Raw genomic sequence first — 15174 nt, forward strand, 5'->3', positions numbered from 1 at the left:
GCCGATCGCTTCATCGCCTGATCCTCTGCGCTTGCCTGCTGGCGGGCCTGTTGCCTCTCGCCAGCGCGGCCAAGGCCGCAGACCACGACGACACCGACACCCGGACGCGCACCGATGGGCCCGCCGCGACCCGCTATCCGCGACAGGTGACCGACCTCGCCGGGCGCGTGGTGACCCTCGATCACGCGCCGCAGCGCATCTTTCTCGACGACCCGCGGCATCTGCTGGCGCTGGCAGCGCTGCTGCCCGATCCGGTAGCCCGCCTGAGCGGCTGGCACGGCTCGCTCGCCGACTTCGACCCCGAAGCCCAGGCGCGCTTCACCCACGCCTTCCCCGCCCTGGCCCAGTTACCGGTGCTGGCGGGTGGCGACCCGCTGCCCAGCGCCGAGGCGCTGCTCACGCTCGCACCGGATCTGATCCTGGTCAATCGCGCCCGCTACGGCGCCATCCGCGGTACCCGGCTGCTGGCACAGCTCGACGCCCTCGGCATCCCGGTACTGTTCATCGACTTCCAGCAGCATCCGCTGGCGGATACCCGCCCCTCGCTGACCCTGCTGGGTCGTGCACTCGACGCCCAGCCCCGGGCGGCGGCGCTGAACCGGCGGCTGGCCGAGCTGGAGGCGGCGGTCGCCGACTGCGTCGATGCCGCCGCCCATGACACCTCCAGAAACCAGGCTCCCAGCGTACTGATCGACATCGCCCCCGGCCTCAAGGTGGGGTGCTGTCGCAGCAACTTCGATAGCGGCCTCGCGGATCTGGTGGCCCGGGCCGGTGGCAACAATATCGCCGCCGGCATGACCCCGGGCAGCGAGAACGTGCTCAACCCCGAAGCGATCCTGGCACGCGACCCGGCGGTGATCATCGCCACCGCAGCCCAGTGGCCGGCGGGAGGTTCGGTGCGCGCCGGTTTCGGCGTCGCCCCCGCGCAGACACAGCGTGACCTGGCCGATGTGGTCAACCGTCGCCCGGGCTGGGCGACGCTCTCCGCGGTCAATCAGGGTGGCCTCCACGCCCTCTGGCACGGCTATCACCAGAGCCCGTTCAGCGCCCTCGCGCTGACAGCCATCGCCCGCTGGCTGCATCCCCAGGCGTGCGCCGCACTCGATCCTGACGGGGCGCAGCAGGCGCTGTTCCGCGACTTCCTGCCGATCGCCGCCGACGGCACCTTCCGCGCCACTTACGGGGAATCGCTTCCCGGACACTGATCAACCCGCGCCGCGCCAACGACGCACCACGGCGTTCAACGACGACAAGCCAAGACGCTCGACAACAACAAATCACGACGACCTTCAACGACAACGCACCGGCACCGAGCGCCACTCGGCGCCGCCTGGGAACACCACACATGACTGCACGATCCTTCGCCCCGAGGCGCGCCCTGCCGCGCTGGCAGCCACTCGCCGCCATGCTGGCACTGTTGCCACTCACACCGGCGCACGCCGAAGACACCGGCGAGGTCGCGCTCGACCCGGTGGTGGTCAGCGCCCGGGCCACGGGTGACGCCAGCGAAGGCTACCGCCCTGGGGCCTCGGACCTCGTCACCGGCCGGCGCACCGATTTTCTCGCCCAGGCACGCACCGTCGATGCGCTCACGCCGCAGCTGCTCGCGGACATCGGCGCCGATTCGCTGACCGACGCCATGGCGTTCGTCGCCGGAGTCACCCAGGGCAACACCATGGGCGGCACCGAAGCCGGCTTCATCAAGCGCGGCTTCGGCAGCAACAGCGACGGCTCGATCCTGCGCGACGGCATCCGCCAGCCGCGCGATACCTTTCCGCTGTTCACTACCGAACGCATCGAGGTGCTCAAGGGGCCGAGCTCGTTTCGCTACGGCATCCAGGAGCCCGGCGGGGTGATCAACATCGTCAGCAAGAAGCCGCAGTACACCTGGCAGCGCACCCTCAGCGGCAAGGGCAGTTCGTTCGGCGGCGGTGATGCCAGCGTCGACGTCACCGGTCCGCTGGGCGACAGCGGCGCGGCCTTCCGGTTCATCGTCGGCCAGCAGGACGAGGATAGCTGGCGCGACTTCGGCAGCCACCGGCAGACGGTGGTGGCACCCTCGCTGAGCTGGGAGGACGACGACACCCGGCTGTGGTTCGCCTATACCTATCGCGATTACGATCTGACGCTGGATCGCGGTACCGCCTTCGTCGACGGTGACCCCGTGGATGTGCCGCGCAAGCGCCGGTTCGACGAGCCGTGGTCGCGGGTGACCGGTCACGATCAGTCGTTCAGCGCGCGCTGGGAGCAGGATCTGAATCGCGCCTGGACCAGCCGCCTGACCTACGGCTGGACCCGGCGCCAGTACGACGACGGCCAGCCGCGAGTGCTCAGCGTCAGCGAGGACGGTAGCGCGAGGCGTCGCGCCGATGCCAACCATGGCTTCGACCGCCGGGTGATCTATACCGCCGCCGAACTGCTCGGCGACGTCGAGCTGGCGGGCATCCGCCACGAGATGACCCTCGGTCTCGATCACGAGCGCCGCCGCGACTACCTGGCCGACCGCTATCGCGGTGCCACCGATACGATCTCGATCTACGCTCCGCATCACGGTGACCTGACCCTGGACGGCGCCCGCTACGACAGCGCACGTAGCCATCGCCTGGACGAGATCGATAGCACCGCGGCCTATGTCGACGACTCGCTGCATCTCGGCGAACGCTGGATTCTGGGGCTCGGCGGGCGCTATCAGATGACCGAACAGTATGGCGGCCAGGGCCGCCCCTTCGTGGTCGCGACCGACACCGACGACACGCTCTTTCTGCCGCATGCCAGCCTGCTCTACCAGATCGACCCGCTGACTTCGACCTATGTCAGCTACAGCGAATCCTTCGTGCCCAACACCCCGGACAGCGACACCGGTCAGCGTTTCGATCCCGAGTTGGGCCGCGGCTGGGAGGTCGGGCTCAAGCGCCGCCTGCTCGACGAGCGGATGGAGGCGGCACTGGCCTACTTCGAGATCACCAAGGAGAACGTCGTGGTGAGCGACAACGGCGTGTCGCGGGCGGTGGGCAAGAGCCGCGCCAGAGGGGTGGAGATGTCACTGCAGGGCCAGCTGACCGAGCGGCTGTCGCTGCTGGCCAACTACGCCTACACCGATGCCGAGGTCCTCGAGGACGCCGACGGCGGCACCGCCGGTAACGCGCAGCCCAACGTCGCTCGCCACACCGCCGCGCTGCTGCTGGCACAGGAGCTGGCACTCGCCCCCGACTACGGCCGCTGGCGGGTCGGTGGCGGGCTGCGCTACGTGGGCAGCCGCGAAGGCGACAGCGACAACAGCTTCCGCCTCGACGCCTACACCGTCGCCGACACCTTCGTCGCCTGGGATACCCGCTGGCTGGGCGACGCCACCCATCTCCAGCTCAACGTCCACAACCTGTTCGACACCACCTACTACCCCTCGAGCGGCGGCGATACGCGGGTGGTGGTGGGCGATCCGCTGGAAGTCACGCTGCAGGCCAGCGTGACGTTCTAGTGTCTTTGCCGAGCACACGGCAGGCAAGCAAACGGCCCGCTGCGTCAAGCCAGCGGGCCGTTTCGTTACTGCTCACTTGCCGCGCGAAGTGTCGATCAGTTCAGCGTCGTCTTCCAGGTCAGCGATTCACCGGCCTTGTAGGGTATGAATGTGTTCTCACCCTCGCCCACGCTGGGCGCCACCGGCGTGGGCTGGCGCGTCAGCGTGACCGTGCCTTCATTCAGCGGCAGGCGGTAGAAGCGCGGGCCGTTCTCGGAACAGAAGGCTTCGAAGTGATCGAGCGCCCCCTCCTGCTCGAAGACATCGGCGTAGACCGACAGCGCCGCCTCGGCATTGAACACCCCGGCACAGCCGCAGGCGGTCTCCTTGGCGGCACACACGTGCGGCGCGGAGTCGGTGCCGAGAAAGAAGCGCGGATGCCCGCTGGCCACCGCGCGGCGCAGGGCCGCCTGGTGCTCCTGACGCTTGAGAATCGGCAGGCAGTAGAGGTGCGGGCGAATACCGCCGACCAGCATGTCGTTGCGGTTCTGGGCCAGGTGCTGCGGGGTCAGGGTGGCGCCCAGGTACTCGTCGCCCTCGAGCACGAACTGGGCCGCATCCTTGGTGGTGATGTGCTCGAACACCACGCGCAGTTCGGGGAACTGACGGCGGATATCGCTCATCACCTCGTCGATGAAGACCTTCTCGCGGTCGAAGATATCGATCTCGCCCCGCGTCACCTCGCCGTGTACCAGCAGCGGCATGCCGATGCGCTGCATCGTCTCCAGCAGCGGGTAGACGTCGCTGATGCGCTTGACCCCGTGCTGGGAGTTGGTGGTGGCGTTGGCCGGATAGAGCTTGGCCGCGGTGAAGACGCCATCGGCGTGGCCGCGGGTCAGCGTTTCGGCGCTCACGCTCTCGTTGAGATAGCAGGTCATCAGCGGCGTGAAGTCGTGACCGGCGGGCAGCGCGGCAAGAATACGCTCACGATAGGCCGCGGCGGCCTCGACCGTGGTCACCGGCGGCGCCAGGTTGGGCATGACGATGGCGCGGGCGAAGGTCGCGCTGGTGTAGGGCAGCACGGTGCGGGTGATCGCGTCATCGCGCAGGTGCAGGTGCCAGTCGTCGGGGCGGCGGAGGGTGAGCGTATCGGGCGCGGCGGTCATCGGAAACTCCTGGCAGGGGGTGAACGAGGGGCTCGTAGCATATCAGAGCCCGCAAGGCCCGGGGGATGCCGTTCGAGATGACATCCTGCGCCAGATGGCGCTATGATTTTGTCATATGGCGAATGCCGTGAGGATTTCAGCATGACGACCACCCCGTTCGAGCCCTCCCTGGAGCCCAGCATCAGTGAGCGGGCGATCCGCCGCCTCACGGGTAAACGCCGGGTTGCGGTCACCTCACCCTTCGAAATCCATCGCCTCATCGAGAAAGGCTTTGCCTCGTCAGGGGTGATCAAGTTCCTCGAAGAGGTCGATCTGCTTCAGGACAGAAAGATCGCGGTCAAAGTCCTCGGGGTATCCGAACGCACCCTGTATCGCCGGCGGGACAAACCCGACACCCTCAGCCCGGAAGAGAGCGGCCGCGCCTGGCGCTTCGCCGAAACGCTCACCCGCGCAGAAGACGTCTTCGGCAGCACCGAAGCCGCCCAGCGCTGGCTGGACACCCCGGCCATGGCCCTGGAGGGGCGCAAACCGCTGGACCTGATCACCACCCCGGTCGGCCATGACCTGGTCGATGACCTGCTGACGCGCCTGGACTACGGGGCCTACACCTGACGATGGCCGCCGCGAGCCGAAGCCTCCGGTTCTGGCGCCTGGAACGCGACCGCCATGTCGCCACCTGGGAGAAAGGCATCGGCGCAGAGCGCGCGGGCGGGCGCTGGAACTCCCCCGGCCGGCCCACCGTGTATGGCTCGCTGGATGCGGCTACCGCGATACTCGAAGTCGCGGTTCACAAGGGCTTCGCGACCCTGGATACCGACCCGCACACGCTCCTGTGCATCGAGATTCCAGACCCGAGCTGCGTTCACTGGGTGGACGCCGAGACGCTGCCGAATCCCAACTGGCTGGTGCCGGGCACGCCCAGCGCGGGCCAGCAGCGCTACGGCGACGCTCTGCTCGAGACCCACCCCTTCTTCGTCGTGCCCTCGACCGTATCGCGCCACAGCGCGAACCTGGTGATGAACCCACATGCCGCCCAGGGTAAGTATCGCGTGGTCCTGCAAGAGCGGTTCTCGCTCGACACCCGTCTGAACCCGCCCTCGCGTTAGGCGTTCATGGGAAAAAGGCCACACCGTCCAGATGCTGCGCAGCGGCAAACTCCATGCTTTGACTCACAGTGAAGATATTTGGGCTGCCCCGCACCCGCGGGAATCGACCGCCGCGTTATTCTTAAAAGAAACAACAGCGCTTGCCGCGCAGCCTACCGCGGAACCAATGCCCGGCACGGACCAACTGTCAGCCTTTACGGATTTGAAAATAACCGTCATTCTAGATTTAGCCGTTCACTTGGCCTTGTACAACGGCCCAGTAAAACTGCCAATCTTCACGACCAAATCGAGAGCCAGCTGACCAATCGAGCGCGTTACCATTACGTTTTTTGGCACAAAAAAACCGCCCGGAGGCGGCTTGTTTTCAAAAACAACACTTACTACTGATACTTCGCTTTAAGCGTTTCTAATCTTTCCTTCTCTCGATCGCTCAAGCCCTCGGCATCCCAAAGCTCTTTCCCATCAGGCCCGTCTAGACGAAGCACTTTCACCGTCAAGATAGCATCATCGGGTGTGTCTTTTCCCCAAGCGCCAAATCGGTTTGGCGCAAGCTTCCAATGGAGCGTTTCGCCTGGCTCAATGCCACCACTTATCTCGTAATTAAAAGCCTCTTGAATCCAGGGAACCGACCTGTCGGGGCTGGCTACCGTACCTTCGAAGTAAGCCCGGGATACCGCACTATCCGTACCGTTAGTGACCGTGATATCGATAACAGGCTCACCCATTCCATATTCACGGTCTTGCCAGTAGAATTTTGCATCATCTATCTTAAAGGCTTTAAGCTTCTCCGCATCACTGCTTGCTTTCTCTGCTTTCGCCTGCAAACCAGCGATGTCACGCAGCGCTTGCGTCTTTTCTTTTTCTTGTCGTTCAGCCAAAATTACAGCGGCTTTCTGGTTAATTTGCTCTGCTGTCAAACCATTGAGCTCAGAGCGCATTTCAGACGCTTTCTGCTGAGGGTCGAGCTTTGCAAGATCACCCAAACTCTGAATATCAAGATTATCTGTCCAAATGACTTTTATCGACTGTTTCAACTGATCCCTGTCGCTCTCGGTGCCGACTGAGTCAAGCATTTTTGTCATAGAGTCTTTCATCGTATCGTCGCTACTACCGTCCAGCTTAGGCTCGCCATCGCAGCCATAGATGAAAAGTGATAGAGACACTACCGCCAACATTCGCTTATTCATTGCGCCCCCTGCTGATTAATCCAACTGGAGTATCAGGTATTTTAAAGCACGAATAAACCCTCAGTTCCAGGCTGCCCGCACCCGCGGGGGGTTCATCTACACTTGGCGCCACGCAGACTGCGCCATACCCATCGACTCACCCCCTCACTCCGCCTTGGCCGCCGGGCGGCGCAGCAGCAGACCCATGGCCACGCAGCAGAGCAGCGCCACCAGAGCGTCGAACAGCAGCCCGGTGAGCTGTAGCCCGAGCACGCTGGCGACCAGGCCGATGCCGATCACCGGCAGCGAGATCGCCACGTAGGCGACCACGAAGAAGGTCGAGACCACCGCCGCCTTGTGCTGTACCGGGCTGGCGGCGGCCACCGCGCCCAGCCCGGCGCGAAAGGCGATGCCCTGGCCGATGCCCGCCACGATGGGGCCGAGGATGAACCCCGCCAGAGTCTGCGCGGCCATGCCCCAGGCCAGCAGCAGGACGCCGACCAGCAGCACGCCGCAGCCGATCGGCAGACGCCGGGCCTCGGGCAGCTTGTCCTGCACCATCTGACCCAGGGTGGAGGCGATGAACAGGCTGCCGGCGACGACACCGATCAGCGCCGGGTTGTGATAGCCGAGCTGGCCGCCGACGAAGGCCGGGGTCACCGAGGTGGCGAAGCCGCACACCATGAAACCGGCGAAGGCGGCGATCGCCGCCGGCACGAAGACCCCGCGCACCTCCGGCGGCACCTTGAGCTTCTGCACCCGCAGGCGGATGCGCGCCGGGCGCGTGACCGTCTCCGGGGCGCGCCAGATGAACAGCGCCGCCAGCAGCGCCAGCGCCAGATGCAGCACGTAGGGCACCACCAGCGGCAGTGGTGCCAGCGCGGCCAGCACCCCGGCGACCATCGGCCCCAGCCCCAGGCCGCCCATGTTGGCGGCGGTGGCGACCAGCGGCCCGACCCGCTTCCAGGCGTCGGGGACCAGCTCCATCACCGCGACCGTGGCGGTGCCGGTGAAGATGCCGGCGGAGATGCCCGACAGCACCCGCGCGAACAGGATAGGGCCGAGCCCCTGGGCGTGCCAGAACACCAGGTCGCTGGCCGCCGAGATCAGCACCCCCGCCAGCAGCATTGGCCGCCGCCCGAGCTGGTCGGACCAGCGCCCGGTGAGCAGCAGCGCCGCCATCACCCCGGCGGCGTAGACCGCGAAGATGATGGTGATGGTGAGCTGCGAGAAGCCGAAGGTCTGTTGATAGATCGGATAGAGCGGGGTCGGCATGGTGGTGCCGATCATGGTGAGCGCGAAGGCGAAGGCGGCGCCCAGAAAGACCGCGCGCCCGCCGCGGGCCGCGGTGGCTGAAGCGTTCATGACAGTTCCTTGTGCAGGAGGTGGGTCGCCCGCGCGGGCTCGGAGCGCGCGCCGTGAACGGCGATGACGCCGACAAGCATCGTGAATGCCGCGCCAGGGCGCAACCGCTCACCGCCACCACTGCGCCGGGTATCGATCCTGCTCGACGCCAGCGCGATGCCAACCGCCTGTGGATTCGTGGCATACTGTGCGGCTTCACGCACCCTGATCACGGCCCCGTTATGTCTCGACCCGACACCCCGGTCTCCGCCTTCGCCAACGCTGCTGCCACGCCCGCCGCCCAGGGCACGCTCTACATCGTCTCCGCCCCTTCCGGGGCCGGCAAGACCAGCCTGGTGCGCGCGCTGCTCGAACGTAACGCGGCGATCGGCGTCGCCGTCTCCCACACCACCCGCGCCATGCGGCCCGGCGAGGCGGACGGCGTCAACTACCACTTCGTCACCGAGAAGACCTTCGAGGCGATGATCGCGGGCGGCGAGTTCTTCGAGCACGCCTGGGTCTTTGACCGCCACTACGGCACCTCCCGCGCCGAGGTGGAGAAGCGCCTGGCACTGGGCGAGGACGTAATCCTGGAGATCGACTGGCAGGGCGCGCGCCAGGTCCGCGAACTGGCCCCCGAGGCCGAATCGATCTTCATCCTGCCGCCCTCGAAGGAGGCGCTGCGCGAGCGTCTGGCCGGGCGCGGCACCGATGACGCCGCCGTCATCGACCGGCGCATGCGCGATGCGGTGAGCGAGATGTCGCACTTCGACGAGTACGAGCACGTGATCATCAACGATAGCTTCGAGCACGCCCTGCACGAGCTGGAGTGCATCGTGCACGCGCGCCGTTCGCGACTCGACAAGGTGCGCACGCGCTACGCCAGCCTGCTCGCCGAGCTGCTCGATATCCCACGCTGACCCTCATTGCGCGCCACGGCGAGCGTCGCGCCGCCCCGCGCCAGCGGGCGGCACGCGGGCCTTTCACCTTGTCAGCTACGCCAAAGGTCCAGTAGACTGCACGGTCCCGCATGGCCCCGCTTCGGCTGGGGTGCGACCACTCATTTTCTGGCAGCAGGGTTACCACCATGGCACGCGTGACCGTCGAAGATTGTCTGGACCATATCGAGAACCGTTTCAAGCTGGTGATGATCTCCTCCCAGCGCGCCCGCCAGCTCTCGCGCGGCTCTCGCGACGCGCTGCTGCCGTGGGAGAACGACAAGCCCACCGTGATGGCGCTGCGCGAGATCGCCGCCGGCCAGATCGACGAGAGCGTGCTCGACGAGCCGGTGGAAGCCGCCCCGCCGCGTCCGCGCCCCGAACCGCACCAGGATTTCGAACTCTGAACGAGCTTTGCGAGCCCGCGGCGCGCGCCTCGGCGTGACGCCGGCACGACTCCTGGAATAGGCGCGCTGTATGTTCACCATCGATGACCTGGCCGATCGCCTCGGCGGCTATCTACCCTCTGAGGAGATTCAGCAGGTCCGGCGCGCCTTCTACTACGCCGAGCAGGCCCACGACGGCCAGACCCGCCGCTCCGGCGAGCCCTACGTCACCCACCCCCTCGCGGTCGCCAATATCCTCGCCAACATGCACATGGACCATCAGAGCCTGATGGCCGCCATGCTGCACGATGTGATCGAAGATACCGGAGTGACCAAGGATGCCCTCGCCAGCCAGTTCGGCGAAGCGGTGGCGGAGCTGGTCGATGGCGTCTCCAAGCTGACCCAGATCACCTTCGAGGACAAGGCGGTCGCCCAGGCCGAGAACTTCCAGAAGATGGTGATGGCGATGTCCCAGGACATCCGCGTGATCATCGTCAAGCTCGCCGACCGCCTGCACAACATGCGCACCCTGGGGGCGCTGCGACCCGACAAGAAGCGCCGCATCGCCCGCGAGACGCTGGAGATCTACGCCCGCATCGCCGGACGCCTGGGGATCAACACCATCCGCGTCGAGCTCGAGGATCTCTCGTTCCAGGCGATCCACCCGATGCGCGCCGAGCGCATCAAGCGCGCCGTGGCCCGGGCCCGTGGCAACCGCCGCACGACCATGCGCCAGATCCAGACCAGCCTGCAGCGCCGGCTGGACGAGGACGATCTCACCGGCAGCGTGGTCGGCCGCCAGAAGCACCTGCTGTCGATCTATCGCAAGATGCACGATCAGCGCAAGCCGTTCGCTGAGATCATGGATGTGTTCGGCTTCCGCATCATCACCGACGACGTCGACAACTGCTATCGCATCCTCGGCGCGGTGCACAACCTCTACAAGCCGGTGCCCGGGCGCTTCAAGGATTACATCGCCATCCCCAAGGCCAACGGCTACCAGAGTCTGCACACCACCCTGTTCGGGCCCAGCGGCATGCCGATCGAGGTACAGATCCGCACCCGCGAGATGGAGGCGATGGCCAACAACGGCATCGCCGCCCACTGGCTCTACAAGGCCGGCCAGACCGAGCGGCCGATCGCCGTCGGCAGCCACGCCCGGGCCCGCGAGTGGGTCCGCGGGCTGCTCGAGATGCAGCGCCACGCGGGGGACTCGCTGGAGTTCATCGAACACGTCAAGAACGACCTGTTCCCCGACGATGTCTACATCTTCACCCCCGAGGGCGACATCATGGAGCTGCCCCAGGGAGCCACGGCGGTCGACTTCGCCTATACCGTGCACACCGATATCGGCAACAGCTGTATCGCCTGCCGTATCGACCGCCACCTGGCGCCGCTCTCGACCCCGCTGGAGAGCGGCCAGACCCTAGAGATCATCACCGCGCCCGGCGCCCGGCCCAATCTCGCCTGGCTCAACTTCGTGGTCACCGCCAAGGCGCGCTCGGCGATTCGCCACGCGCTCAAGAGCCAGCAGCGCAGCGAGGCGATCCAGCTCGGCCGGCGCCTGCTCAACCGCGCGCTGGGCAGCTTCGACACCAGCCTGGAGAAGCTGCCCGCGGAGCGTCTCACGGCGCTGCTGGCGGAGCTCGACCTGGCCGACGAGGATGACCTGCTCGAGACCATCGGCCTCGGCACCCGGCTGGCCCACGCCACCGCCAAGCGCCTGGCCGATGCCAGCCTGAGCGATGACGAGGACGCCCCGGGGTCGCCGGAGAGCTCACCCAAGACGGGCCCGCACGCCGGACCGATCGTCATCAACGGCTCAGAGAGCATGGCGATCAGCTTCGCCCGCTGCTGCCACCCGCTGCCCGGCGATCCGGTGATCGGTCACCTGTCGATGGGCAAGGGGATCGTCGTGCACCGCCACGATTGTGGTAATCTCGATGAGCTGCGCGATGACCCCGACAAGCTGGTCTCCTTGACGTGGTCTAACCAGATCGAGCAGGATTTCCCGGTGCCGCTGCGCATCGAGGTGGAGACCCGGCGCGGGCTGATCGCCGAACTGGCCAGCCTGATCACCGACGCCGATGCCAATATCGAGCGCATCGGCATCGAAGAGCGCGATGCCCGGCTATCGATCGTCAACCTGACCATTCTGGTCAAGGGGCGTATCCACCTGGCCCGGATCATCAAGCGCCTGCGCAACCTGAATCACATCGGCCGCATCGTTCGCGCGAGAAGCTGATAGCAAGACCCCGACGCCCACCCGCGCCGGCCAGACAGACGAACACACGCTGCCCCGCCATGGCCAACCACGGCGGGGCGTCGTTTTTTACGTCGTCCCGGGACGCCGGACCAACGCGTCGGTTTCGGGACGCGATAAAAAGTCGTCGTCCCGGGACGCGATAAAACGTGAAGCGCAGCCCGATACGCAGGAAAAGATCGCGGTATCTCAATCGATAACATCTGGAGGGTACGCCATGAGCAACAAAGCCGTTATCAACACTGACAACGCCCCGGCCGCCATCGGCCCCTATTCCCAAGCCGTGAAGTCCGGCAACACCGTCTATCTCTCCGGCCAGATCCCGCTCGACCCGGCCACCATGGAGATGGTTTCCGACGACTTCGAAGCCCAGGCGCGTCAGGTCTTCACCAACCTCTCCGCCGTGTGCAAAGAGGCCGCCGGCTCGCTGCAGGACATCGTCAAGCTCAACCTCTACCTCACCGACCTCGACAACTTCGGCGTGGTCAACAAGGTGATGGAAGAGTTTTTCAGCGCGCCCTTCCCCGCGCGCGCCGCGGTGGGCGTCAAGCAACTGCCCAAGGGCAGCCTGGTCGAAGCCGAAGCGGTCATGGTGATCGGCGACTGAACCCCGCACGCCGGCCACGGTGGTGGCGCCTCAGCGCCCCGCCGGTGCCGGTGTCGCTGCCGGCAGATCGCCGCGCAGCTTGATCACGTCCGCCCGCGGCGGCACCCCGAACATGCGGCTGTATTCACGGCTGAAGTGGGAAGGGCTGCTGTAACCGACGCGATAGCTGGCCGTGGCGGCTTCCATGCCCTCGGCCAGCATCAGCCGGCGCGCCTCATGCAGACGCAGGCGCTTCTGGAACTGCAGCGGCGACATCCGCGTCACCTGCTTGAAGCTGTGGAACAGCGACGACTCGCTCATGCTCACCATGTCGGCGAGATCGCCCACCCGCAGCGGCTCGCGGAAGCGCGCCTGGAGCACCTCGATCACCCGGGCCATGCGGTGGGTCTGGCCATCGACCATGGCGAACTTGCGCATGTAGGGCGCCAGCTCCCCGACCAGCGCCCGATAGAGGATCTCCCGCCGCACCAGCGGCGCCAGGATCGCGATGTCCTGGGGCGTGTCCAGTAGGCCCACCAGACGCGACAGCGCTTCCAACATATCCCGATCGGCCAGCACATGGCCGAGCCCGCAGGCCCCCTCCGGGCACAACTCTTCCTCCGGCTGGCGCGCCACCGGCAGCCCCATCGCCAGGATCAGATCGGTGACCTCCTGGGGGTCGATCGTGAGCTTGAGACCAAGATACGGGGTCTGGGGCGAGGCCTGGGTCACCTTGCCCAGAATCGGCAGCGGCACCGCCGACACCATGCAACTCAGCGGGCCATAGTCGATCTGGCGATCCCCCAACCACACCGTCTTGGCGCCCTGGGCGATCAGGCACAGCGCCGGCTCGTAGACCCGCGAGCCCATGCAGGCCGTGGTCGAATTGGCGCGCACCAGTTCCAGACCGGGAATGGCGCTGGCGATGAACCCCTCCGCATCGGCGTGGGCGAGAATTCTCGCCACAAGAGTATTCATCAAGGCGTCGGACGACGACTCGGCGTGCCTCGGGATGGGCTGTGCGGCGGTCACGGCGTCACTCCCCTGCTGAGCGGATGGAAAGGCATCAAGCGATAGAGCGCGAGTATAAGCCCACTTTCGGCGATATTGGGCGCGTCTGGTAGAGACTTGCAGAATCGGGCAAGTACTCTGAAGAATTCGGCAAGGCGCTTTCCCTGCGCCGGCCCCGCGCCGAGGCGGTCATGAAACGTCTTCCGTGAGCGACCGGTTTCTGCGGAGAATCGGGCAATCAATCGACAGGAAGCCGATAACGCCCCGCCGCCGCCAGCCCTTAGATTGGCACTCCATGACCCCCGGGCGGTTTCCCCGCCACGCTTGACCTCAACTTAAGTTGAGCCAATAGCTTGCCCTCCTTCGGGGAGTGTCACACGGAGCGAACCATGATGGAGAAGTTCAACCAGCCGCCCGCGCCTGGTGCGAGGTTGGCCGCCGTCACGCCGGTCACAGGGCGGCAGATCGCGTCTCTGCGAACTACCTGGCTACGAATCACTTGTCTCAGAGCCACTTGGCTCACGACCACCTGGCTGCTGGCGGCACTGCTGCTGGCCGGCTGCGATGCCCACGGCGAGCCCCAGGCCGCTGCCCCGCCACCGCCCGAGGTCGATGTCGCCACCGTCGCGGCCGAGCCGATCACGCTCACCGAGACCTTCACCGGACGCATCGAGGCGCCCGAGACCGTGGCACTACGCCCGCGGGTGAGCGGCTATGTCGATGAGATCGCCTTCACCGAGGGCCAGCTGGTCAAAGCCGGCGACCTGCTGTTCCAGATCGACCCGCGCCCCTATGCGGCGCGTGTCGATGCCGCCAAGGCGGCCCTGGCCCAGGCGCGTAGCCAGCGTCAGCTCGCCGATGTCGAAGCCAGCCGCTCGCGCCGGCTGATCGGCCGCCACATGATCTCCCAGGAGCAGCACGACCAGCGCCAGGCGGCGGCCCAGGACGCCCGTGCGCGTGAAGCGCAGGCCCGCGCCGCGCTCACCAGCGCCGAACTCGACCTCGCGTACACCCGCGTCACCGCGCCGATCTCCGGGCGCATCGGGCGGGCGCTGGTCACCCGCGGCAACCTGGCCAGCGCCGACCAGACGCTGTTGACCACGCTGGTTTCGGTCGACCCGCTCTACGTCTACTTCGACAGCAACGAGAGCGGCGCCGAGAACACGCTGGCGAGCGTCGACCCCGACCACCCCGTGGTGGTGCGGGTCAGTCTCACCGGCGAGAGCGGTTTTCCCCATCGCGGTCGGCTCGACTTCGTCGACAACCGTATCGATCCCACCACCGGCACCCTGACCTACCGCGCCGTGCTCGACAATCCGGACGGGCGCATCCGCCCCGGCCAGTTCGCCCGCGTCGAGATGCCCGTCGCCGCGCTCACCGCGGCGCTGCTGATCGACCGCCAGGCGGTGCTGACCAACCAGGATCGGCGCTTCGTCTATCGAGTGGCCGATGACAACAGCGTCACGCCGCAACCGGTGGTGACCGGCGCCGCGGTGGGCGACCGAGTGGTGATCCGCGACGGCCTCGCCCCGGGAGACCGCATCGTGGTCAACGGCACCCAGAAGATCTACGCCCCCGGCATGACCATCTCACCGCATCCGGTCGAACCGCGGCCGGTCGATCAGCAGCCGACCGACCCGCAGCCGGCGGCCCAGGGCGCGCTCGCCGCGCGCTCTTGAGCGGCGGCGGCGCTCACCACGCGCCGCCTGCGCCAACCATTCCCGGGAACGACGACAAGCGGCGGGCATCGCATC

Annotated in this window: 13 protein-coding genes; 9 read left to right on the plus strand and 4 right to left on the minus strand. The window is 66.5% G+C overall.

All coding sequences use genetic code 11. From position 1 onward, the window contains the following. The first annotated feature begins 50 nt into the window (after positions 1–50). Together QO259_RS18110 and QO259_RS18115 are read left to right on the plus strand one after the other, a co-directional pair. Positions 51–1205: an ABC transporter substrate-binding protein gene (locus QO259_RS18110; protein WP_285951063.1), complete on the plus strand. Its 1155-nt coding sequence runs from the start codon at positions 51–53 to the stop codon at positions 1203–1205. A gap of 140 nt (positions 1206–1345) precedes the next feature. After that, positions 1346–3475, plus strand: coding sequence for a TonB-dependent siderophore receptor (locus tag QO259_RS18115; RefSeq protein ID WP_285951064.1), 2130 nt, complete (start codon positions 1346–1348; stop codon positions 3473–3475). A gap of 95 nt (positions 3476–3570) precedes the next feature. On the opposite strand, the gene pyrC is transcribed toward QO259_RS18115, so the two are convergent. Then, complete coding sequence (gene pyrC / locus QO259_RS18120) at positions 3571–4620, minus strand: dihydroorotase (RefSeq protein ID WP_207036731.1); 1050 nt, start codon at positions 4618–4620, stop codon at positions 3571–3573. A 141-nt stretch (positions 4621–4761) separates the two neighbouring features. Between pyrC and QO259_RS18125 the strand changes: the two genes are divergently transcribed. Beyond that, positions 4762–5232, plus strand: coding sequence for an Xre family toxin-antitoxin system antitoxin (locus QO259_RS18125; protein WP_285951065.1), 471 nt, complete (start codon positions 4762–4764; stop codon positions 5230–5232). A 2-nt stretch (positions 5233–5234) separates the two neighbouring features. Beyond that, positions 5235–5726 (plus strand): RES family NAD+ phosphorylase, encoded by a 492-nt coding sequence (locus QO259_RS18130; RefSeq protein WP_285951066.1) that lies wholly within the window; start codon positions 5235–5237, stop codon positions 5724–5726. A gap of 380 nt (positions 5727–6106) precedes the next feature. Here the strand turns inward: QO259_RS18130 and QO259_RS18135 are convergent, their stop codons facing one another. Further along, positions 6107–6913, minus strand: a complete 807-nt coding sequence (locus tag QO259_RS18135; protein WP_285951067.1) for a DUF6694 family lipoprotein — start codon at positions 6911–6913, stop codon at positions 6107–6109. Between the two features lie 144 nt (positions 6914–7057). Continuing rightward, on the minus strand, positions 7058–8257 hold the full coding sequence (locus QO259_RS18140; RefSeq protein WP_285951068.1) for an MFS transporter: 1200 nt from the start codon (positions 8255–8257) through the stop codon (positions 7058–7060). A 221-nt stretch (positions 8258–8478) separates the two neighbouring features. Between QO259_RS18140 and gmk the strand changes: the two genes are divergently transcribed. The 4 genes from gmk to ridA all read left to right on the plus strand — a co-directional run bounded on the left by gmk (position 8479) and on the right by ridA (position 12430). Beyond that, positions 8479–9156: a guanylate kinase gene (gmk, locus tag QO259_RS18145; RefSeq protein WP_285952797.1), complete on the plus strand. Its 678-nt coding sequence runs from the start codon at positions 8479–8481 to the stop codon at positions 9154–9156. Between the two features lie 167 nt (positions 9157–9323). Continuing rightward, on the plus strand, positions 9324–9581 hold the full coding sequence (gene rpoZ, locus QO259_RS18150) for a DNA-directed RNA polymerase subunit omega (RefSeq protein ID WP_035472905.1): 258 nt from the start codon (positions 9324–9326) through the stop codon (positions 9579–9581). Between the two features lie 70 nt (positions 9582–9651). Further along, on the plus strand, positions 9652–11805 hold the full coding sequence (locus QO259_RS18155) for a RelA/SpoT family protein (RefSeq protein ID WP_285951069.1): 2154 nt from the start codon (positions 9652–9654) through the stop codon (positions 11803–11805). A 235-nt stretch (positions 11806–12040) separates the two neighbouring features. Further along, complete coding sequence (gene ridA, locus QO259_RS18160) at positions 12041–12430, plus strand: deaminase RidA (protein WP_035472899.1); 390 nt, start codon at positions 12041–12043, stop codon at positions 12428–12430. Positions 12431–12460: 30 nt separating this feature from the next. Here ridA and QO259_RS18165 read toward each other — a convergent pair whose 3' ends face one another. Then, entirely contained in the window at positions 12461–13375 is a 915-nt protein-coding gene (locus QO259_RS18165) for an AraC family transcriptional regulator (protein WP_285951070.1), read from the minus strand. A 434-nt stretch (positions 13376–13809) separates the two neighbouring features. Here QO259_RS18165 and QO259_RS18170 point away from each other — a divergent pair, with 434 nt between their 5' ends. After that, entirely contained in the window at positions 13810–15099 is a 1290-nt protein-coding gene (locus QO259_RS18170) for an efflux RND transporter periplasmic adaptor subunit (protein WP_285951071.1), read from the plus strand. Positions 15100–15174: the final 75 nt, after the last annotated feature.

It is taken from the genome of Salinicola sp. JS01 (assembly GCF_030284585.1).
In the GTDB taxonomy this organism is placed as follows: Bacteria; Pseudomonadota; Gammaproteobacteria; order Pseudomonadales; family Halomonadaceae; genus Salinicola.

What these genes read in the sequence shown, in the direction of transcription:
- QO259_RS18115 (WP_285951064.1), top strand. Translation starts at nt 1,346, where the DNA reads ATGACTGCACGATCCTTCGCCCCGAGGCGCGCCCTGCCGCGCTGGCAG.
- pyrC (WP_207036731.1), bottom strand. Translation starts at nt 4,620, where the DNA reads ATGACCGCCGCGCCCGATACGCTCACCCTCCGCCGCCCCGACGACTGG.
- QO259_RS18125 (WP_285951065.1), top strand. Translation starts at nt 4,762, where the DNA reads ATGACGACCACCCCGTTCGAGCCCTCCCTGGAGCCCAGCATCAGTGAG.
- QO259_RS18130 (WP_285951066.1), top strand. Translation starts at nt 5,235, where the DNA reads ATGGCCGCCGCGAGCCGAAGCCTCCGGTTCTGGCGCCTGGAACGCGAC.
- QO259_RS18135 (WP_285951067.1), bottom strand. Translation starts at nt 6,913, where the DNA reads ATGAATAAGCGAATGTTGGCGGTAGTGTCTCTATCACTTTTCATCTAT.
- QO259_RS18140 (WP_285951068.1), bottom strand. Translation starts at nt 8,257, where the DNA reads ATGAACGCTTCAGCCACCGCGGCCCGCGGCGGGCGCGCGGTCTTTCTG.
- gmk (WP_285952797.1), top strand. Translation starts at nt 8,479, where the DNA reads ATGTCTCGACCCGACACCCCGGTCTCCGCCTTCGCCAACGCTGCTGCC.
- rpoZ (WP_035472905.1), top strand. Translation starts at nt 9,324, where the DNA reads ATGGCACGCGTGACCGTCGAAGATTGTCTGGACCATATCGAGAACCGT.
- QO259_RS18155 (WP_285951069.1), top strand. Translation starts at nt 9,652, where the DNA reads ATGTTCACCATCGATGACCTGGCCGATCGCCTCGGCGGCTATCTACCC.
- ridA (WP_035472899.1), top strand. Translation starts at nt 12,041, where the DNA reads ATGAGCAACAAAGCCGTTATCAACACTGACAACGCCCCGGCCGCCATC.
- QO259_RS18170 (WP_285951071.1), top strand. Translation starts at nt 13,810, where the DNA reads ATGATGGAGAAGTTCAACCAGCCGCCCGCGCCTGGTGCGAGGTTGGCC.